Origin of the sequence: Desulfobacula phenolica (genome assembly GCF_900105645.1) — a bacterium.
Lineage (GTDB): Bacteria > Desulfobacterota > Desulfobacteria > Desulfobacterales > Desulfobacteraceae > Desulfobacula > Desulfobacula toluolica.
Genome location: NZ_FNLL01000001.1, coordinates 141531 through 162751 on the forward strand (window position 1 = coordinate 141531; position 21221 = coordinate 162751).

Annotated in this window: 17 protein-coding genes; all 17 read right to left on the reverse strand. The window is 41.0% G+C overall.

Annotated features, from left to right (window positions below; translation table 11 throughout):
- The gene (gene ftsZ, locus BLT94_RS00555) at positions 1-1239 is read right to left on the reverse strand and encodes a cell division protein FtsZ (RefSeq protein ID WP_092229430.1); all 1239 of its coding nucleotides are present in this window, start codon (positions 1237-1239) and stop codon (positions 1-3) included.
- A 17-nt stretch (positions 1240-1256) separates the two neighbouring features.
- Complete coding sequence (ftsA, locus tag BLT94_RS00560) at positions 1257-2483, reverse strand: cell division protein FtsA (protein WP_092229432.1); 1227 nt, start codon at positions 2481-2483, stop codon at positions 1257-1259.
- 1 nt (position 2484) lies between these two features.
- On the reverse strand, positions 2485-3369 hold the full coding sequence (locus tag BLT94_RS00565; RefSeq protein WP_092229433.1) for a cell division protein FtsQ/DivIB: 885 nt from the start codon (positions 3367-3369) through the stop codon (positions 2485-2487).
- On the reverse strand, positions 3338-4294 hold the full coding sequence (murB, locus tag BLT94_RS00570) for a UDP-N-acetylmuramate dehydrogenase (protein WP_092229435.1): 957 nt from the start codon (positions 4292-4294) through the stop codon (positions 3338-3340). The genes BLT94_RS00565 and murB overlap by 32 nt, the downstream gene beginning before the upstream one ends.
- A gap of 11 nt (positions 4295-4305) precedes the next feature.
- A complete protein-coding gene (gene murC, locus BLT94_RS00575; protein WP_092229437.1) occupies positions 4306-5673 on the reverse strand; it encodes a UDP-N-acetylmuramate--L-alanine ligase in 1368 nt (455 codons plus the stop codon).
- A gap of 4 nt (positions 5674-5677) precedes the next feature.
- Entirely contained in the window at positions 5678-6784 is a 1107-nt protein-coding gene (gene murG, locus BLT94_RS00580) for an undecaprenyldiphospho-muramoylpentapeptide beta-N-acetylglucosaminyltransferase (RefSeq protein WP_092229438.1), read from the reverse strand.
- A complete protein-coding gene (ftsW, locus tag BLT94_RS00585) occupies positions 6768-7895 on the reverse strand; it encodes a putative lipid II flippase FtsW (protein ID WP_092229439.1) in 1128 nt (375 codons plus the stop codon). The genes murG and ftsW overlap by 17 nt, the downstream gene beginning before the upstream one ends.
- Positions 7896-7899: 4 nt before the next feature.
- Positions 7900-9255, reverse strand: coding sequence for a UDP-N-acetylmuramoyl-L-alanine--D-glutamate ligase (murD, locus tag BLT94_RS00590; RefSeq protein ID WP_092229441.1), 1356 nt, complete (start codon positions 9253-9255; stop codon positions 7900-7902).
- A 6-nt stretch (positions 9256-9261) separates the two neighbouring features.
- Positions 9262-10341 (reverse strand): phospho-N-acetylmuramoyl-pentapeptide-transferase, encoded by a 1080-nt coding sequence (mraY, locus tag BLT94_RS00595; RefSeq protein WP_092229442.1) that lies wholly within the window; start codon positions 10339-10341, stop codon positions 9262-9264.
- A gap of 22 nt (positions 10342-10363) precedes the next feature.
- Entirely contained in the window at positions 10364-13327 is a 2964-nt protein-coding gene (locus BLT94_RS00600) for a UDP-N-acetylmuramoyl-L-alanyl-D-glutamate--2,6-diaminopimelate ligase (protein ID WP_092229443.1), read from the reverse strand.
- Positions 13324-15057 carry a peptidoglycan D,D-transpeptidase FtsI family protein gene (locus tag BLT94_RS00605; protein WP_092229445.1) on the reverse strand — a complete coding sequence of 578 codons (1734 nt, stop codon included), beginning with the start codon at positions 15055-15057 and terminating at the stop codon, positions 13324-13326. The genes BLT94_RS00600 and BLT94_RS00605 overlap by 4 nt, the downstream gene beginning before the upstream one ends.
- Positions 15057-15374 (reverse strand): hypothetical protein, encoded by a 318-nt coding sequence (locus tag BLT94_RS00610; RefSeq protein ID WP_014956726.1) that lies wholly within the window; start codon positions 15372-15374, stop codon positions 15057-15059. The genes BLT94_RS00605 and BLT94_RS00610 overlap by 1 nt, the downstream gene beginning before the upstream one ends.
- Before the next feature lie 3 nt (positions 15375-15377).
- Complete coding sequence (rsmH, locus tag BLT94_RS00615) at positions 15378-16316, reverse strand: 16S rRNA (cytosine(1402)-N(4))-methyltransferase RsmH (RefSeq protein ID WP_092229447.1); 939 nt, start codon at positions 16314-16316, stop codon at positions 15378-15380.
- A 3-nt stretch (positions 16317-16319) separates the two neighbouring features.
- On the reverse strand, positions 16320-16760 hold the full coding sequence (gene mraZ / locus BLT94_RS00620; protein ID WP_014956728.1) for a division/cell wall cluster transcriptional repressor MraZ: 441 nt from the start codon (positions 16758-16760) through the stop codon (positions 16320-16322).
- A 502-nt stretch (positions 16761-17262) separates the two neighbouring features.
- Positions 17263-18294, reverse strand: coding sequence for a DUF4340 domain-containing protein (locus BLT94_RS00625; RefSeq protein ID WP_092229449.1), 1032 nt, complete (start codon positions 18292-18294; stop codon positions 17263-17265).
- Between the two features lie 13 nt (positions 18295-18307).
- Positions 18308-20503, reverse strand: a complete 2196-nt coding sequence (locus BLT94_RS00630; protein WP_092229451.1) for a GldG family protein — start codon at positions 20501-20503, stop codon at positions 18308-18310.
- A 9-nt stretch (positions 20504-20512) separates the two neighbouring features.
- The gene (locus BLT94_RS00635; protein WP_014956731.1) at positions 20513-21217 is read right to left on the reverse strand and encodes an ABC transporter permease subunit; all 705 of its coding nucleotides are present in this window, start codon (positions 21215-21217) and stop codon (positions 20513-20515) included.
- Positions 21218-21221 lie beyond the last annotated feature (4 nt).

Below are 21221 nucleotides of genomic sequence, written 5' to 3' on the forward strand. Positions count from 1 at the left end.
TTAGTCAGCTTTTCGTCTGAGAAATGTCGGCACATCCAGGTCATCGTGGTCAAACGGCATTGTGCCGTAATTATGGATGTTTTCGTCGTCCACAGTTTGTTTGTTTTTTATGATGACAGGGTTGTTTGTTTCATCCCAGGTTGCAAGTTCCTGTTGGGTCGGGGGTCTTAATTGTCCTCTGACAATGGGTTCAACAGGTTGAGATGCAACTCCTGGTTGCTGATATGTGCCAGGATGACCAGGAGGATCAAATTGGCGGATGGTATTGGATATTTTGGAGTCTTCAGAATCAATACCAGTGGCAATTACCGTGATTCTCATTTCATCTCCCAGTGAATCATCAAAGGTCTGCCCCCAGATGATTTCGGCATCATCGCCTACTTCCTGGTATATCCGGTCAGATGCTTCCGTCATTTCATCAAGGGTAAGATCTGAACTGGATGTAATATTCATTAGTACGCATTTTGCACCTGAAATGGATATATCCTCAAGAAGCGGATGGGAAATCGCTCTTTCGGCCGCTTCCACCGCACGGTTTTCCCCGGAGGCAATGCCGATACCCATCAAAGCCTTGCCGGCTTTCTGCATGGTAGTCTTGACATCAGCAAAATCCAGGTTGACATGGCCGGGCATCATAATCAGATCGGTAATACCCTTTACGGAATGGTGAAGAATTTCATCCGCTTTAATGAACATATCAACCATTTTAGCACCTTTGGGTGCAATTCCTCTTAGGCGGTCATTGGGAATTGTAATTACGGTATCTGTAATTCCGTGAAGCTTTTCAAGACCTTCAAGGGCCTGTCGTTCTCTTTTTTTGCCTTCAAAGGAGAATGGTTTGGAAGCCACCGCCACTGTCAGTATCCCCAGCTCCTTGCAGATCTCAGCAATAACAGGTGCAGCACCGGTTCCCGTACCGCCGCCAAACCCGGCCGTAATAAAAACCATATGGCTGTCCTCTAAAACTTCCCTCAGTTCATCCATGCTTTCCAATGCAGCGTCATGGCCTTTGTTTGGATCAGCGCCTGCGCCAAGTCCTTCTGTCAACTCTTTTCCTATTTGAATTTTTACTTCAGCCCTGGATGCGTCAAGTGCCTGGATATCTGTGTTTACAACAATGAATTTTACACCTTGGAGTTTGGCATCAATCATGTTATTTACCGCATTTCCGCCTGCACCGCCAACACCAATAACCTTAATTTTTGCTGAATTATCGCTTTCCACATAAGAAAAACTCATATCAACCTCCCTAAAAATTAAATTATATCTTTAAACCACTGTTTCATTCTGTTCAATATTCCGATAAAACCTTGAGTGTCTATTTCCTTAAGATTTATTTGACAGCTTGCCTTGGAACCGAAAAGTACAAGCCCTACACCTGTGGCATAGGACGGGTTTCTGACAATGTCTTTGAGTCCGCCGATTTTATTGGGTTCGCCGATCCTTACAGGTACGTTGAAAACAGATTCGGCAATTTCAGCAATACCGTCAAGAACCACGCTTCCACCTGTAAGGACAAAGCCTGCAGGAAATGAATTTTCAAGTCCGTTGGAGAACAGCTCTTTTTTTAAAAGAGAAAAAATTTCTTCTACCCTTGGTTCAAGAATTTCAGCCAGAATCCCCTTGGAAAGTTTTTTGGGGGCTCTTCCGCCGACAGCCTGTACATCAATTGTGTCACCGGTTTTTACATTTTGCGGAACACAGGTTCCGTGTTGAATTTTTATTTTTTCAGCTTCCGGAAACGGTGTCCGAAGGCCAATGGAAATATCATTGGTCAGGTTGTGTCCTCCCAGAGTGAGTTCATAGATGAATTTTAGATTGTTATCTTTAAAAATGGCAAGATCAGTTGTCCCACCTCCCATGTCGGCGATGAGACATCCGAGTTCCTTTTCTTCATCCGTTAGAACGGCTTCACCGGAGGCCAATGATTCAAGGGCAATATCACAAACTTCAAGGCCTGCTTTATTGCAACATTTAACAATATTCCTGGCGGATGATACAGCACCTGTGACAATGTGAATTTTGGCTTCAAGCCGGATTGCTGTCATACCCACGGGATTTTGAATGGATTCCATATCATCCACAATAAATTCCTGAGGGATGACATGAAGAACCTCTCTGTCCGTGGGAATGGCAACTGCTTTTGCGGCATCAATGACACGTTCAACATCCTGCTTTGTAATTTCACGGCCTTTGATGGCGATAATCCCATGGGAGTTCAGTCCTTTGATATGATTTCCTGCTATGCCCACATATACGGAAGAGATATCACATCCGGCCATTATTTCCGCCTCTTCAACCGCTTTTTTTATTGAATCAACAGTTGATTCTATGTTTACAACCGTGCCTTTCCTAAGTCCGGTGGAGGGATGGGAACCGAAACCAATCACATTGATATCGTTTTCAAACATTTCCCCGACAACAGCGGCAATTTTTGTTGTGCCGATATCCAGGCCCACGATTATTTTTTCATTTCCCTGCAAATCAAACCCCCTTTTCTAAATTGTTGTGCAGAGCTTCGTTGAGTTTTGTTTTGATAAATACTTTTTCAATATTAAAAAGATCCATGTCACAAATTATTCTTTCAGGATAGTTTTTATCAATATACCCGCTTATTTTTTTTGCTTTATTCAGCTTTGCTTTAAAATTATTAAATCCTAATTTGATGTGAACGGTTCCGTGGTTTTCAGATGGTATAGGGTTGTAAATATCATTGGATTCAATGGCAATGCCTGTGTTTTTATCCGCTTTTATCTGACGGACATTGCCGATAATACCATCTGTTTTTAAAAAATCCATTATGGAGTTGAACAACGGGCCGCTGAATACATATTGGCCGTTTTCTTTTGCCAGGCCAATTCCGGAAATGATTGGTAGATTTTCAATGGGGTCTTTTGGAGGATCATATTCTTTAAATGGTCTGCCCAGGGTGTTAATTAAAATATCTGCCAGGCTTTCTATTTTTACAATGGCAAGAGCGTTTTGCTCAATAACGGATATAAAAAGAACGGACGGCAGCTTTCTTTTTACACAAACAGACTGAATCCAGGGGTGGGAAGCAATGCGTTTTTCAATGGAAAATACATTGATTTTAAAAATATTTTCGTCACCGGTTAAGCCTGCAATCTTAAGAATGTCTTGTTTATTGACCTGCTTTGTACCTGAAATTTTAAGTGTTTTAATCTTAAAAAAGTCTGACTGGGTAATGAAATCATAAACAAAGATGGATGCCAGACTTAAGACACTTATAAATGCCACGGTCAGGATGCATTTAAGGCAAAAATCAATGCCTGCACCTGAGTCGGACTGGAATGCCTCCCCTTCTCTGTTTTCAGGTTTAAACCTGTTTGGTTTTATTTTCCTGTTCACCTTCCATCCTCACTTCTGTTTCCAGTTTGATTTGGTATCTTTTTTGTACGGTATCCTGAATCTGTTGTTGTAATAACAGGATATCTTCACATCGGGCATTGTTTGTATTTACAATATAGTTTGCATGAAGCCGGGATACCATGGCATCATTTATTTTCATGCCTTTAAGTTCGGATTTTTCAATCAGTTCTCCGGCAGACATTCCATGGTCTGGATTTTTAAAAAAACATCCGGCACTTGCAAAGCAAACCGGTTGTGTTGCATTTTTATAATTCAGGTTGTGTTGAAAGGTTGCCTCTATTTTTTTGGGATCTGCGCTCTTTAAGATTAATTTTGCTGCAACAATAACTCCGGACTGATTGAGATGCCGGTATGAAAAATCAAGGTCTTTCTTTTCAATGGTTTCAATTTTCAGGGTATCTTGATTTAATATATCAATGGATTGAACAATGTCTGAGATATTCCCTGTGCTTGTTCCGGCATTCATTATAATCGCCCCCCCGATGGTTCCAGGGATTCCCGCTGCAAATTCAAGTCCTGAAAGCGAATGGCGAATGGCAAACCGGCAGATTGTTGATAAACGCTCCCCTGTCTCGACATAAAGGGATTTTTCATTAAGATTTATTTCAATTATACGGATTTTAGATTTTAAACGCTTTGTAATCACAACAAGACCCCGTATCCCCTTATCGCTAATTAAAATATTGGTACCCCCCCCAAAAAGGGTAACCCTGATATCAAGGTTTGACGCTTCTTTTAATAATTGTTTCAACTCCTGTTGGTCTTTGGGCAGTGCAAGAAGATCCGCAGGGCCTCCAACCTTAAAAGAAGTATAATTTTTCAAGGGCTCATCAATCAGAAGATTAAATTTTTCGGCCAGAAGATCAAACTTTTCAACCGATTTTGAATATTTTTTTTCTATCATGTGTTGTGCCGTTACAATATGTCAATTAATGTTTCTCCAAGGGTGTAGATATCTCCTGCACCCAGAGTCAGGACAATGTCATCATTTTTTACTTTATGTGTAATCATGGATAATGCCTGTGTAAAATCAGGCGCATAAGAGACATCTTTATGCCCATGCTCCATGATACTTTTGCATAGATGTTGTGCATCAACCCCTTTGATTTTTTTTTCACTTGCAGCATAAATCGGGAGTACAATCAGGATATCAGACTGATAAAAGGATCGGGTAAATTCATGAAACAATCCCTGGGTCCGGGTATATCGGTGGGGTTGGAATACAACAATCAAGCGTTTGTCTTTATAGCTTTTCCTGATTGCTGTCAGGGTTGCCATGATTTCGGTTGGATGATGACCGTAATCATCCATTACCATGATGCCTTTTTTCTTGCCTTTGATCTCAAGCCGTCTTTTTACTCCTTCAATTTGTTCCAAGGCTTCTTTGACGGTTTTAAAGGGGATGTTAAGTTCAAGTGCCGTGGCAATTGCTGCAAGTGCATTGGAGATATTATGGCTTCCGGCAAGATTCAGGCTTATTTCTCCCATGTGGTTTTCATGATAAAATATCTGGAAAATGCTTTTGCTGCCATGAAAAAAGATTTCTCTGGCCTGCAGATCAGACTGGGCTGTCATGCCATAGGTGGTATACCGAACATTTATCCTTGGAAGAATATCCTGAATATGCTCATTGTCGAGACATAAAATGGCAAGACCATAAAAGGGAACAGAATTGATGAATTGAACAAAATTATTTTTAATATCTTCAATGTCGTTATAAAAATCAAGGTGTTCAAGATCTATATTGGTGACTGCTGCAATAGCCGGTGAATACTTTAAAAAAGAGCCGTCGCTTTCGTCTGCTTCGGCAATTATATACTCTCCTTTACCATGCAGTGCATTGGTATCAAGTCCTTTGAGAAGGCCGCCAATGATCACTGTAGGATCAAGTCCGGCAGTATTGAGGATTTGTGCAATCATGGAGGTGGTTGAAGTTTTGCCATGGGCACCTGATACGGCAATGGAATATTTGATTCGCATCAGTTCAGCCAGCATCTCAGCTCTCGGGATAATTGGAACAGACAGCTCTTTTGCTCGAATCACTTCCGGATTTTCACGGGAAATAGCCGATGAGGTAACTACCACGCTGGCACCTGCCACTTGTTCCTTGCTGTGGCCCTGAAAAATGATCCCGCCATTTTCTTCAAGCCGCCGGGTAATGGGGGAAAGTTTCAGATCAGACCCGGACACCTTGTATCCAAGATGTAAGAGAAGCTCTGCAATTCCGCTCATGCCTATGCCGCCGATTCCGACAAAATGGATATGGTAATTTTTTTGATACATTAATTTAGACTTTAATCTCCTTTGTTTTTAAAATACAGGTTGCTATCTTTTCATCAGCATTGGTAATTGCAATGCGTTTTAGCATTTGCGCCATGCGTTCAAGCCTGCTTTTGTTCCCAACCAAGCCTTGTATAGTTTTTTCCAGGGTTTGTCCAGTCAGTTCGTTATCCTTGATCATTATGGCTGCATCCTGTTTTTCAAGCGCCATAGCGTTAAAGGTTTGATGGTCATCGGCTGCATGGGGGAAAGGAACCAGAATGGCCGGCAGGCCCATGATACAAAGTTCAAAAACAGTTCCCGCACCAGCTCTTGTGATGGCCAGATCAGCCATCTTTAAAAGTTGCGGCATGTTATGAAAAAAAGCTTTGACAGTTGCTTTGATGTTCAGGTCATCATATTGTTGCTGAATAGCGGATTCATCCTTTATGCCGGTTTGATGGATAATATTGAACCGGTCGGTATTGTCCATTATGGCAAGGGCATCCATAAATGCTTTGTTGATACTGGCAGCCCCCTGACTTCCTCCTGTGACAAGAAGAGTGATTTTGTCCGGATTAAAATCATTTGAAGTCAGGCTGGTTTCGGATTCAACAGGATCTGTTTGTCGAACAGGGTTGCCGACATATTTTACTTTTGCATTGTCAACAAGTCCTTTTGTTTCTTTAAAAGAGGTAAAAATGGTTTTGGCAAATTTTGAGAGCAACCGATTGGTCAACCCCGGGATGGCGTTTTGTTCCTGGATGGCGGTTGGAATGCCCATACACCAGGCAGCCAGAACAACCGCAAAAGAAGAAAACCCCCCCACGCCAAGAACAAAATCTGGTTTTATGCGTTTCATGATCATCATGGCCTGTATCATGGAAACCAGAAGAATGCTGATTGAAAATGCTTTACTGAGAATACTGCCGCCTTTGACAGGTTTTGAGATGATACTGTTGTGGGCATACCCGTATTTTTCAAGGGTCTGAACTTCAAAGGGGGCGTTTGTTCCAACGAAAAGAACGTCTACATTGTCATGGAGTCTTTCAAGTGCCTGGGCAACGGCAATGCCCGGAAACAGATGCCCGCCTGTTTTTCCGCCGGTGATGATTATTTTAAACAGTTTGTTCATTTTTTTGCGATGCCCCTATATTCATTAAAATTCCCATGGCAGCCATATTAACCAGCAGGGATGTTCCTCCGTAACTGATAAACGGCAGGGTAAGCCCTTTTGTGGGAAGTGCCCCTAAAGCGACCCCAGTGTTGATGATAACCTGTATCCCGATATAAATGGTTATTCCGGACGCAGTGATGGCCCCGAAAGCAGTGTCTGATGTTTTGGCGATATCAATCCCTTTTAATAATAAAACCAAGTATAAAGATAGAATCGTCAGTACACCTGCCAATCCGAATTCTTCCCCGATAATTGAAAAAATAAAGTCTGTGTGGGGTTCCGGAAGATAGTGCATTTTTTGCATTCCAAGTCCAAGGCCTTTTCCAAAAATGCCGCCCGAACCAAATGCCTTTAAAGAATGAGTGACCTGGTATCCTGCGTCAGAAGGATCATTCCATGGGTTTAAAAATGTCATAATTCTTTCCATACGATATTCAACTTTATACACCCAAAAATAAATCACCGGGATCAGTAAAGGTGTTGGTGATAAAAGGTGGATGATCTTGACTCCTGCAATAAACATCATTCCCCATGTGATCAGTCCCAATACCACAATGGTTCCAAAATCAGGCTGGAAAATAATTAAAACGGCAAGAAAAGAAAAAAGCAGAGCGTGGGGAAAAAATCCAATGAAAAACAATTTTATCATTTCTTGTTTTTTGGACAGGGAATATCCAAGAAAAAGGATCAGCAATAATTTTGTCAATTCAGCCGGTTGAAAGGTGAGTCCCCCCAGGTTCAGCCACCGGTTGGCTCCGCCGGCTTTCATATTCAGTTTTGGAACAAGTACGGCCACAAGGAGTGCAATGATAAGAAAAAAGATGAGATAGGAAAATTTTTTATAAAGTTTATAGGGCAAAGAGGCTGTGATAAACATTGCACACAAGCTGATACCAAAGAACAGACCCTGCTTTTGCATATAGTAAATTGCTGAGTTGTGGTTTTCCATGCTGATGGAGGAACTTGCTGAATACACCATGATCATGCCGATCCCTGAAAGAAGAAGAACCGGGAAAAGAATTTTTCCTTCACTTAAAAACGGATGTATGGGTTTTATTTTTTCCGCCATTTTATTAGTTTCCAAGCCTGGTTACACAACTTACAAAATCATCTCCCCTGCGGGCATAGTTTTCATACATATCAAAGCTTGCACAGGCTGGAGAGAGAAGGATAATATCATTTTTTACCGCAGAATCAAAAGCTGTTTGCACGGCATGGTTCATTGTTTGAGCCTCTTTTACCCGGCAGACAGTTTTAAATGTGTCTTTGATGTGTGTTTTAGATTCTCCTATGGCAACAATGGTTTTAACTTTTTGTTTCACTGCTTTGATCAGTAAGGAAAAATTCGTGTCTTTTTCTCTTCCCCCCAAAATGAGAATAATATTGTTATCAAAACACTCCAGAGCCCGGATGACCGCATCCGTATTGGTGGCTTTGGAATCATTATAAAAAGAAATTTCGTTAATTGTTTTAATAAATTCTATTCTATGTGCAAGATTTTTAAAGATTTTCAATCCTTTTAAAATACCACTCATTTTCGCACCAACGGCAAGGCAGGCAAGAACGGCTGCAGCAATATTCTCCATGTTGTGGCCGCCTTGGAGTTGTTTTAGTTGAGCTGTTTGTATCTTATGGCTCACATCCTTTGTGATAACGTCAATGGAGTCTGAACCGATGTTGGCACCCCATTGTGTCTGAATGCTTTTTTGTGATGAAAATGCAAAAATCATAGACTTAAGTTGTTGGGATTTTTTATTAAATTCATTGACTGATTGATTTATTATTGCTTTGTCGGAAGCGTCCTGGTGTTTAAATATGCACCATTTGGAATCTTCGTATGCACTGTAAGTATCGTATCTGTCCAGGTGATCTTCCGAGATATTTAAAAGCACGCCCACATCAGGCTTGAACTGTTTTGCAAGATCCAGTTGAAAACTTGAAATTTCAGCCACAATTATATCCGTGTTTTTTTTGTCCATCAAGTGATCAACCAAAGGGGTTCCGATATTTCCTCCCACAAAAGGATTCATGCCGCAGGCCTTGAGCATATCGCCGATTAAGGTTGTGGTAGTGGTTTTGCCGTTTGTGCCTGTAATGGCAATTATTGGAAGATCATTGTACCTGGAAAAAATATCCAGTTCGCCTGTGATGCCAACACCATTGGCTGCCGCTGTTTTGATAAATTTATTGGTTAAAGGGATGCCTGGACTTGGAACCATGACTTTGGCCCTGTTAAAGGTTTCCTGGTTGTGAAAACCGATTTGAGTTTTAATGCCAAGAGCATTGAGTTGTTTTGCAACCGTGCTTCTGGTTGCGTCAATATCCGTGGCAATAACGTTCTTGCCCCTTGAACTAAGAAATTTGGCCATGGAAACTCCTGAGGTTCCAAGGCCGATGATCAGAAAATAGGGTGATGTTTTTGTTTTCATTGTCATTTACCTTATTTTCAATGTACTCAACGAGAGTAATGCCAGGGTAATGGAGACAATCCAGAACCGCACAATCACTTTTGATTCATGCCAGCCCTTAAGTTCAAAATGGTGATGCAGGGGGGCCATTCTAAACACTCTTTTTCCATGTGTCAGTTTAAAATAGCCAACTTGAATGATGACTGACAAGGCTTCAATGACAAAGATTCCTCCCACAATCAGCAGGAGAATTTCCTGTTTTGTGATAATTGCAATGGTTCCTAAAATACCGCCCAGAGGAATGGACCCGGAATCGCCCATAAAGATCTGGGCAGGATGGGCATTAAACCATAAAAATCCCAATCCTGCACCTGCCAGGGTTCCGCAGATAACCGCTATTTCACCGGCAGAGGCAATATGCCGGACATGAAGGTAGTCGGCGATCTGGATATGCCCTGCAACATAGGCAAAGAACATATAAGTGACACTGGCAACTATATAGGGACCAATGGCCAGGCCGTCAAGCCCGTCGGTCAGGTTTACGGCATTGGATGTGCCAACGATGACAAGGCAGGCAAAAGGAATATACCAGATTCCCAGGTCCGGGGAAATATCTTTTAAAAACGGAATCGTCAGGTTGGAATCAAAATCAGGGCAGAGATAGATAAGATAGCTGATAATCAAGCCAAATATTATTTGAATCAAAAATTTGCCTTTGGCCGTAAATCCCATGTTTCTTTTTTTTACCTGCATCAGATAATCATCTATAAATCCGATCAATCCGAAAAGTATCAGGGTTAGAAGAAGTATGTTTACATAGTGATTGGTCAGGTTTCCCCAGATCACTGTTGTGGTGAAGATGGAAAAAAGGATCAGGATACCGCCCATGGTCGGCGTGCCTTGTTTTCCCATATGGGATTGGGGCCCATCGGTCTGGATGATCTGACCGATCTGCATTTGGGAAAGTTTTTTAATGACAAAGGGTCCGAAAAGAAAACAAATCAAAAACGCAGTCAGACCTGCATAAATTGTTCTAAATGTAATATATCGGAATATATTCAAGAATGTGTAATCAATATGGAATGGATATAAAAATTCGTAGAGCATACGTTTTCGCCTTACAGCCCCTTTAGTTTAATAGTGTTTGAAGTTTTTGTATGATGGTTTCCATGGCCATACCCCTTGACCCTTTTACAAGAATCCAGGTTTCCCGGTCTGACTGTTCCAATATTTTTCGGGCTATTTCATCTTTTGATCCGTGAAATATATTGTCTTCTGAAAATCCGTTTTCAACTGCACCGTCTATCATGTGCTTTGCCTGGTCTCCGAAAACAAATAATTTGGAAATGCCCGATAGAGCGATTTTTAGTCCGATTTGCCTATGCAGCCTGTCGGATTTTGTTCCAAGTTCCAGCATATCCCCGAGAACGGCAATGCTGTTTTTGCCGGCACTGACTCTTTGCAGGGTATTTATGGCCTGGGTGACGGAAGCCGGATTTGCATTATATGTGTCATCAATCATATGGATGGAATCCGACAGCCTGAAAATATTCATCCTGCCGGATACCGGAGTAAAGGCCCGGAGTCCTTTTTTTATACCTTCCCTGCAAATGCCTGCAATGCTGGCGGCGCAAATTGCCGCAAGACAATTATCCACCATAAACAGGGCAGGGGAGTTGATTGAACAGGCAATTTTTTGATCGTTAAATTTGGCGGTAAATTGGGTGGAACCTGCCAAGGTTTTAATATCAGCAGATTGAAAGTCTGCATCATATCCTGAGCCAAAAAAGAGAACTGTTTTTATGGCGTTATTTTCCCTGGCTTTTGCTTCAAGGATGCAGCGCCTTGGATCATCCGCAAAAAGGATTGCGGTTGCGTTTTTACGGATGCCTTCAAAAATTTCCGCCTTGGCAGTTGCCACATTCTCAACACTGCCAAGCCCTTCAAGATGAACTCCTGCGGTATTGGTTACCACGGCAATATCGGGAAGTGCGATACGGCTCAGTCTGGAGATTTCACCCGGATGGTTCATGCCCATTTCCACGATAGCCCATTCATGAGCATGGGAAAGATTTAAAAGAGTCAGTGGTAAACCGATTTCATTGTTAAAATTACCAGTTGTGGCGTGGGTATGATATTGGGTTTTAAATATTTCCTGGGTGATTTTTCTTGTGGTTGTTTTTCCGCTGGAACCTGTAATTGCAATTAATTTGACGTTTGAGCGCAGCCTTTGATATCGGGCCAGCAGTCCTAAACCGGTTAAGGTATTCCTGGTTTCAAAAATAATCAGACTGCTTTGAAAAATTTTTTTTCGGGTGTTTTGATCAAGAGTATCAAAAAATCCTTTTTGGGTGATAAATCCTTTTATACCTTGATCAATAAGGCGTTTAATAAAAATATGTCCATCAAAAGTTTCTCCTTTAAGTGCAAGGAAAATATGGGTTTGAGCAATAGTCCTTGAGTCGGTGGAGATCCCGCTAAAACTATGATTTTTTTTGATGTTTGAAAAAACAGGATCTGTATTCAATGCACGGGACAGATCTTCTGTTTTCCATGCAATCGGGGTAAATTGGTCTGCAAATTCAATGGCGGCGTTCTTTAGTTCTTCTTTGTCATCAAAGTGAAGGGTGCCTGTATCGGTAATTTGATAGGTTTCGTGTCCTTTTCCCGCAGCAACAATTATATCCCCTGGTTTTGAAATGAATACAGCCTTTTTAATAGCTTTTTTTCGGTCAACTTCAACCATGTAGCCTTTTTTGAACGGATTAAATGAAAGATCGTTTTCAGAAAGTTTATCAAAAGTGTCCAACTTCTCACAAATATCATTTATAATGTCATCCGGGTACTCGGATCTCGGGTTGTCAGAGGTTATAATGGTAATGTCACTTGCTTTGCAGGCAATGAAACCCATTAAGGGACGTTTTGAACGGTCCCTGTCTCCACCGCATCCGAAAACAGTGATAATTCTTTTGGGGGCCATTTGTTTGAGCGTGGTCAGAATGGATTCAAGTGCGTCAGGCGTGTGAGCATAATCGACAAATATATACCTGTCGATCGGGGTATTGATTTTTTCCAGCCGGCCCGGAACGGCAGGGCAGTTTTCAAGCCCCTTTTTTATCTGTTCAAGTTTGATATTCAAGGCATGGGCAGCACCGGCAGCACATAAAATATTTTCCAGATTAAATTTGCCGGTAAGCGATGTTGTTAAGTTGAATGAACCGCCGGGCAGACAAATGGTTCCTGACAACCCATGGATATCGTCTTTGACACTTTGTGCAAAAATATCTGTTTTTTTTTTTGTGCTGACGGCAAGGGTTGGACAGGCAAGAGAATTGAATAAGGATTCTCCTTTGGGGTCATCAATGTTCAGGATGGCAGGAGCATCGTTTTTTCCGTTTGACCCGAGAAACCGAGTGAAAAATCTTTTTTTGCAGTCAAAGTAGGCATCAATGGTTTTGTGATAATCCAGGTGATCCTGGGTCAGGTTTGTAAATACCCCGGCATCAAACCGGCAGAAGTCCACCCTGTTCAGGTCAAGTCCATGGGAGGAAACTTCCATGATGACATGGGTTACACCGGCCTGTTTCATATCATAAAGGTTTTTTTGAAGATCAATGGAATCAGGAGTTGTTACAGGGGTATCAAAAGTCTGATCATTGTACCGGATATTTATGGTTCCGATGACACCGGTTGAAAATCCGCAGGCCTTGAAAATACTTTCCAGAAGCCAGGTGGTGGTGGTTTTTCCATTTGTTCCGGTGATGCCTACAAGGGTCAGGTCCTTTGACGGGTTGCCGTAAAAATTGGCTGCAATGGAGGCCATGGCAAGCCTAGTGTTTTCAACCAGTATGACATTATTTATATTTTTCGGATTGGTTTGGGCAATCACAGCCGCAGCCCCGTTTTCAAATGCCTGTTCAATATAATCGTGCCCGTCAGCCTCAAATCCTTTAATGGCAATAAACAGCCCGTTGGGCCTGATCTGTTTGGAGTTTGAAGAGATGAAAAAAATATCCGGGTCATGGATATCCATGTCCTCAAAAGAATCAGATGCAGTCAGTGAGCAATCTTTGATCAGAGCAGACAGCTTCAAATTTTTTCTCCGCTTGATAATAAGGCGATCATATTATTGTTTTTTTCAGGGGGTATATTTAAATAATTAAAGGATTCAGCCATAATGGTTTTAAAGGCTGGAGCTGCCACATCCCCGCCATAATATTGTTTTCTGGGTTCATCTACCACCACCAGAATGGCAAGTTCAGGGTTGTCCTGTGGTGCAAATCCCCCGAAAACCGAGATATAGTTTCTTTTTGAATACCCTTTGCGTTTCTCCATGGCTTTTTGAGCTGTTCCTGTTTTGCCGCAAACCGAATATCCGTTCATGGCTGCTTTTGTGCCGGTCCCTTCTTCTTTTACGGCAAGGCTCATCATTCTTTTGACCTGCCCGGCAATTTTTGAGGAGACTACTTGTCTGATTCTTTCAGGGTGATACACTCTTATATCTTTCCCTGTGTTGGATATGATTTTTTTTATCAACATGGGTTTCATAAGGTTCCCGTCGTTTGCAATGGCACTGATACCGGAGATCAGCTGTATGGCGGAAACAGAAACGCCTTGGCCAAAAGATATTGCACCTGCATCAATATTAGACCATTTTCGATATGGGCTCAGGTTGCCCGATGTCTCTCCCGGACATCCAACCAGGGTTTTATCTCCGAATCCAAAAGCCACAAGATGGTTGTGCAAGGATCTTTTTCCAATTGTTTGTACAATTTTTGCAGCACCTATGTTACTTGAGAACTTGATGATCTGGTTGATGGAAAGCCAGTCATGGGGATGGGTGTCATGAATGGTAAATATTCCGATTTTATAGGTTCCGTTTTCACAAAAAAAGATGGATTGTGGTTCGAAACCCTTTTCAAGTGCGGCAGCTGCAGTAAAGACCTTCATGACAGACCCCGGCTCAAACGCATCGGTGACGGCGCGGTTTCTGAAGACTGATCTGTCATGTTCTTTAAAATTGTTTGGGTTGAATTTTGGAAAATGTGCAATGGAAAGCAATTCACCGGTTTGAGGCCTCATCACCAAGGCTATTCCTGATTTTGCCCGGTGAGCCATTACGGTTTTTTCAAGGGTTTTCTCACTTAAAAATTGGATTTTTTTATCAATTGTCAGAACAATGGAGTTTCCTCTCAATTCAACTCTTTTTTTCTTGTCAAGATCAAGGTTGCCTCCATTTCCGTCCCGTTTCATATTTATTCTCGCTGAACTGCCTTTCATAACAGAGTCATACTTGAACTCAAGGCCCTCAAGACCGGAATCTTCAGCACCTGTAAACCCTATGACTTGTGCTGCAAGAGTCCTGTTGGGATAAAATCTTTTAGAATCAGTTTCAAAATAAATTCCCGTCAAATTTAATTGCCGAATTTGACCGGCCTGATCCGGGGAAATTTTTTTGGCCACCCAGGCGAACGTACGCTTGGATGAAAGGGTGTTTTGAAGTTCTTTTTGATTGATATCCAATATGTTGGAAATTTTTTCAGCAGCATCTTTCGGGTTTTTTATTTTTAAAGGACAGGCTGTAATGGAGACAGCATCAATGCTGGTGGCAAGTTTGTTCATGCTTCTGTCCAGAATCTGTCCTCGTTCCCCGTGAATTGTGAAATGTCTTGAATAATCGTCTTCAGCTTTTCGGGTCAGTTCTTTGGCCTTAAAAATCTGAATATCAAAGGATTTTGCTCCAAGAAAGAAAATTGATGCAACGATCAGAATTTGAACGATAATGATTCTGTGTTTCATATCTGTGTTAAAATCATTTGACATTAACCGTCTTCCCCTGAAAGATAAATGGTTTGGTCCAAGGTATGTGTTGAAAGGCTCAACCTGGTTTTTGCAATCCTTGTAATTCGATCGTCTGATTTGAGTCTGTCTCTTTCAACAGACAGGGCCTTTTGATAAGAAATTTTCTTTGAATACTCACCCTGTGCTTTGGAAACCCGTAAAATAGTATGGGTGGATTCCGTCCTGATCCAGGTGTGAACCAAAAGCTCACAGAAAATAAGGCAAATGATGATAATCCAGTGGAATCCGGCCTTTTGTATTTGATCAGCCTTTCTGTGTATGTTGTTTTTTAATGTCATTAGTTATATTTTTTGAGCCACCCTTAATTTTGAGCTTCTGGCCATGGGGTTTTGGTCTATTTCCTGTTTAGTCGGAATCAATGGCTTTTTAAAAATTGATTTTATTTGCGGAACAAATCCGCACAAACAGACTGGAAGACTTTTTGGACATGTGCATCCGTTCTCAAATTTTCGCAACGATTGCTTTACGATACGATCTTCTAAAGAATGAAAAGAGATGATACAAACCCGTCCATCCTTTAAAAGAAGAGAAGGTACAATTTTCATGAATTTTTCAAGCTGTTCAAGTTCCCTGTTTACTACGATCCTTAATGCCTGGAATACTCTTGTTGCAGGATGTATGCGCTGGCTGTATATGTTTTTTGCAGGGATGGCTTTTGTGATGATTTGTGCCAGTTCAAAACTTGTATGAATGGGGTTTTGCTTTCTTTGTTCAATGATCCGTTTTGCAATACGCCTTGAAAATTTTTCTTCACCAAACTTAAAGAAAATATCAACCAGTTCACTCTCCTTGAATGAATTGATAATCTCAAAAGCTGTCAGATCATTTCGCATGTCCATTCGCATATCCAATGGTTCATCCTTGTTAAAACTAAACCCTCGTCTGGCGTGTTTTAATTGGTTCAGTGAAAAGCCCAGATCAAGAACTATCGAGTTTACACCTTTGATTCCGTTAGCGTCTAAAATTTCCGGAAGATCGGAAAAATTGTTGTGAAACAACAGCACATTTTTTTTGAACGGTTGTAAAATCTTTTCAGCATGATTAATTGCATCTAAATCCTGATCAATGCCGATAAGCAAGCCATCAGGAAGGATTGCCTTTAAGGTTGAAAGTGCGTGGCCTGCTCCGCCTAAGGTACAATCCACAGCAATGTTTCCTGGTTGAAGGTTTTGCTGCTCATGCACCTCTCGGGGCATTACAGACGTATGCTCAAAGCCCATATTTTATAATCCAAGAGAGGCGATTTCCTCTCTTACTTCCTCTCTTTGGAGTTCCTGTTCCATTTGTTTGTTGATTTTTTCCCATTGATCCCGTGACCATATCTCAAATCGATCCAGATTGCCCACAAGAGCAATTTCTTTTTCAAGTCCTGCATAGTCTCTTAAATTTTTTGGGATCAGGATACGATCCTGCTTGTCACATCTGCATTCACAGGAGTTGCCCAGAAAAAACCTTCTAAAATTTACCATGGCACTGCTTTTTGCTGACAAAATCCTGTTTTCCACTTTTTCCCATTCGCTAAAAGCATAAGCGTATAAGCACCCGTCCTTGTTTGAAACCATGACCCCGTAAAATTTATCAGCCTTTAAAATATTCCTGAATCTTGATGGAATAATCACCCGGCCTTTGGAATCAATGGTATGAAAAGAGCTAGATCTAAACACTTAATTTAAGCCTTTATTAAAGATGAGCTTATCCACTTTTCAACCACTTTGCTCCACATTCTACGAAAAATAAGGACTAAGTCAAGAAAAAAATAAATTTTTGTTAGAAAAAACATGTATGGCTTAATTGTTATTTCGGAGTAAAAATTATAGATAAAAACTGGGTGAGTTGGTGCTGCTTCTATGAATAAGGGCTGTTTAAAATAAAGGACGAATAGCCCTTTTATATAATGTTTTGACACATCAAGCTGGATGGAGCTGAAAGGGAAAAGGGGGAGAAAAGTGGAGTTTATGGATGTGATGACTTGCTTGCTTAATCTAATATTATATTAGACAAAACAAATACTTATAGCGGCAATAAAATGAACAGCCCTTTGTTTGAACATAAGTTTTATGAAAATACATATCAACCCGAGAAAAAATACCATAATAAGAACAAACAGAATGGTAATGATCCATTGATAGGGTTGATATGCAATTTTTAAAAAAAAGGTTCACTTTTTTAAGGGACAGGTTTTAAATTAGCCTCTTCCTTGATTAAATCTATATCTTTCGGGCTTAAGTCGGCCTTTTCCTGATTTAACAGTTTTTCAATATTTGACACAATCTCTTTGCCGTTGAACTGGCTCAGCTCAAAGACATACTCATTCATCGAAGAAATTCCGATCAAATTGTCAGAATTGTCGGTTTTAAAAAGCGTTAGCTCTATGTCGGCTTCATTTTTAAGAGTTATCTTGCAAAGGGGAAGGGATTTTTCCAGTTCGTTTTTAGAAGGAACAGACACATATTTTTTACATTCCAGAAACGCAACAGAGGACAGCAGGTTTGACACAGCTTCTTTGTCGGCAACCGTTCCGTCTTCAGCCGTCCAGGTGATTTCTGTCTTTTTTTTGTTTGATTCTTTCGGGTCGGATTCTTTTGGACTCGACTTTTTTGGGTCCTTTTCATCTTCTTTTAAAATCAGTGTTTTGGATACCCCTTCTTTTTCAATGGTAAATTGTTTTATGGAGGCTTGCTTGAACTCCAATACTTTTTTATCTCTGAAATCATCCTGGGGCTTGTCAAAATAAGATTTAAAACTGCCGTTGGCATGATAGATGTTTTTATCATTTGCCAGCATGACAAAGGTATGGTTAAAAGACGGAGCGGTTTTTCCCAGGGTAAATTCAAAAATGGTCTTTTCGTCTTGTACCAGTTTAACCCGGATATGATGTTCATTATCAAGCTCGTATCTTTTAAGGTCTCCTTTTTGAGACACCAGGGCGGAAAGCTTGAAAGTTTTGATTGTATCCAGCATGTTTTCCACAGCAGGTGAGTCTGCAGGATATTCTTTGTCGGTCAGAACCCAGTTTTTTCCTTTTTTTGTAAATGCTATGGCTCCTTCTTTTTTATCCAGGGTGAGACTCGTGATTTTGGCAACATCTATTTGGGGAATTTCAGGCAGTGTATAATGGTCTTTGTTGCCTTTATAAAACAAAAGATATGCACCCAATATCAAGATGAGTGCGATCAGGATCATGTATTCTTTTTTCATGAGTTCATTCCTCTTAAGCGTTAAAACGGTTGGCGATTTTCTTTTTTCTGGCTGTTCTTTTGGCAAGCACACCCAGTCCGAACAAGATGACCAGAACAGGCAGGATAATAATATTAAACGCCTTGATAATGCTCCTGGCAAGCGGTGTGGTTTGGGCAACGGGATTCAATGTCTGTTGCTTGCTTCTCAGCTGGGCGATTTTATCGTCACCATTGAGATGATCAATAATGTTTAAGATAAAGGTGGCATTGGTTGATCGGCCCTGTGGGTCCAGCATATTGTCCTGAAGCATCTGGGAGCATGGAAGGATGAAAAGTTTGGCAGTCTTGGATGTTTCTATAAAGGTGTTTTCGGCGCTTAACCCTGTAAATTTATTGTTTTCCAGGGTGGACTCGGTATTGCCTTCTTTGTTGTCTTCATTAATATCTTTTTCTCCCATATCTTTTTCAGGTATGGCTTTGCCTTTAAAGAAACTTGTGAAATTGCCTTCAAGCAGATAGGCAAGATCATAGGATTTCATCTCATCCTCATTTGCCGGCGGCCGGATGAACATGGGGTTTAAATTAATAGAGTCTTCCATCAACCATGATTCATCAGATGAAGACAAAAGTTTTGTTGCTGTAACTTGTGTTGTATCAATGTTTTTTTCCACAAGCTCAAGAGGCGAAATCTGCATGGCAACAAGCCCTTTGATATTGTCCATGAATTGAGGTGTGTTGTTGATGGTATTTTCTTTTAACATGGGGGCAAAATATATGTTTTGTTCTCCGCCTCCCATATTTTGTGGAACTTGCTGTGTATAGGATTGTTTGTCCAATACATATGCTTTTTTTATTTTTATGCCGTAATGGTTTAAGAGGGCTTCAAGGCCGGTGTCAATGGGCTCGTATCTTGGCGGCATACCCATTCCCATACTGTTTTGTTGAGGCATTATTTCATTAAAAGAGTCCGAGATAAACGCAATGTTTGTTCCCTTCATCAGTGCCTGATCAATCTGGAACAGTTCATAATCTGAAAATTTCTGGGTGGGCCTTGCAATAATAAGACAGTTTAACCCGTCCGGAATCGGCCCGTCTTTTAAATCAAGCTGTTTGATTGAATATCGTGAAGACACAAGCGTGTTAAGCACCTGCATGCCGCTTGAAGGCATTCCCTGCATCATGGCCAGTCTGTCCGGCATAAGGGAATGGGTTCCATGGCCTGATAAAAATCCGATATCCTTGTTAATCCCGATGAGTTTTTCCACAACCGAATTGAGTTCTTCTTCCAGTTCGCCCGGATTTGCCATTTGATAGGTCGTGCCGATAATGGGAAGTTCCAAAGCACTGATAAGGGGAAGTGTATTTGTTTTACCGTTAAATTCAATGACAAGACCTGCGGCTCCATGTCCGGCTGAAATGTTTTTTTCAGGAATAGCGGGCCATGAAAGTGCCATTAAATTGTATTTTTTACTCACCATATCAAGATTTTTTTTGTCTGAAATATCAATATGTTTTAATTCAAGGATGCCAAGGATCTTATTATTGAGCTTTTCAATGGTATCTGCCACAGCTTTGTTCAGCATCGGCAGTTGGTCAAGCCCTATCAGGGGAGCTATGGTATTCAAAGAAGTTGATAAATACATATTGACTTGGACTTTGTCTTTGAGCTGCAACAAGGCGCTTACTTTGTTGTTCAGCTTCTGGATAGCGCCTGTAAGCTGGTATTCAAGACCATTTGTGGAGGTTATGGTTTCAATTTTTTCAATCAGGTCTCCGTGGATCATGACCAGTCCCATATAGGCATTTTTAAATTTAACCTCATCATTTTCCATAATCCTGATCTGAACCGGCTGTATCCCGTAATCTTTTGCCATGTCACGGTTTTCGTCGGTATTCTGGGTCAGGTCCCCTTCTTCCGGGGTGACATTATAAAAGGTATAGTTGAAAAATTTACCGCCTCTTGCAGCATATTCTTCCAGCAGATCCCTAAGATATCGTTCCGTATTGTTGTGTGGTGCGGGCAGGTCTTTTGAGAAAAACACCTTGATGGTCAAGGGTTCAGACAAGGTTGCCACAACATCCTTGCTGGCGGGTGACAGCGAATATAGTTTGTCATCTGTCAGGTCTGCCCTGAAAAAAAGGGTGATCCCTGCAAAGTTAAGCAATACAATGACTGCAAGATATAAAATAAATTTAAAGTAGTTTTCTTTCATTGAAAAATTACCCATTGTTTCTCCTTAGTTCTTCTCATGCATGACAATATAGGTTGAAAAAATAAAAATAAAGACCACGCTCACAAAATAAAGAATATCCCTGGAATCGATAATACCTTTGGAAATATTCGTGAAGTGGGAGTTGGCACCAATATATTCAACAATGGAAATGATTTTTGAAGGCATGAAAAATAAAAGCTTGTCAATAATGGTAAGGGTAAAGCACAGGGCGCAGCCAATAATAAATGCAATGATCTGGTTGCGGGTTAAAGACGAGGCAAACAGACCAAGGGAGCAATAGGCAGCCGCAAGAAAAATGGCCCCAAGATATCCGCCGATCACAGGCCCCGGATCAACCTGGCCTATAAACGAGATAAAAATCGGATAGGAAATGGTTGGGACAAGCATGCATGCCGTAAACAGTGTGGCGGCAAAAAATTTTCCCAGGGCAATATCCGTAAACGATACCGGCATGGTTAAAAGAATTTCATAGGAGCCGATATTCTTTTCTTCTGAAAAAAGCCGCATGGTAATGGCAGGAATGATAAAAGAAAAAATAATGGGCAAAAGAGAGAAAAAATCTCTTAAATCAGCCCGTCCGAAAATAAAAAATGTGGAAAAGAAAAACCAGCCCGTTACAATCAGGAATAAAGATATCACAATATAGGCAATGGGTGAGATGAAATAATCCTTGAACTCTTTAATGGCAATAGTTTTTATCTGTTTCATGGGT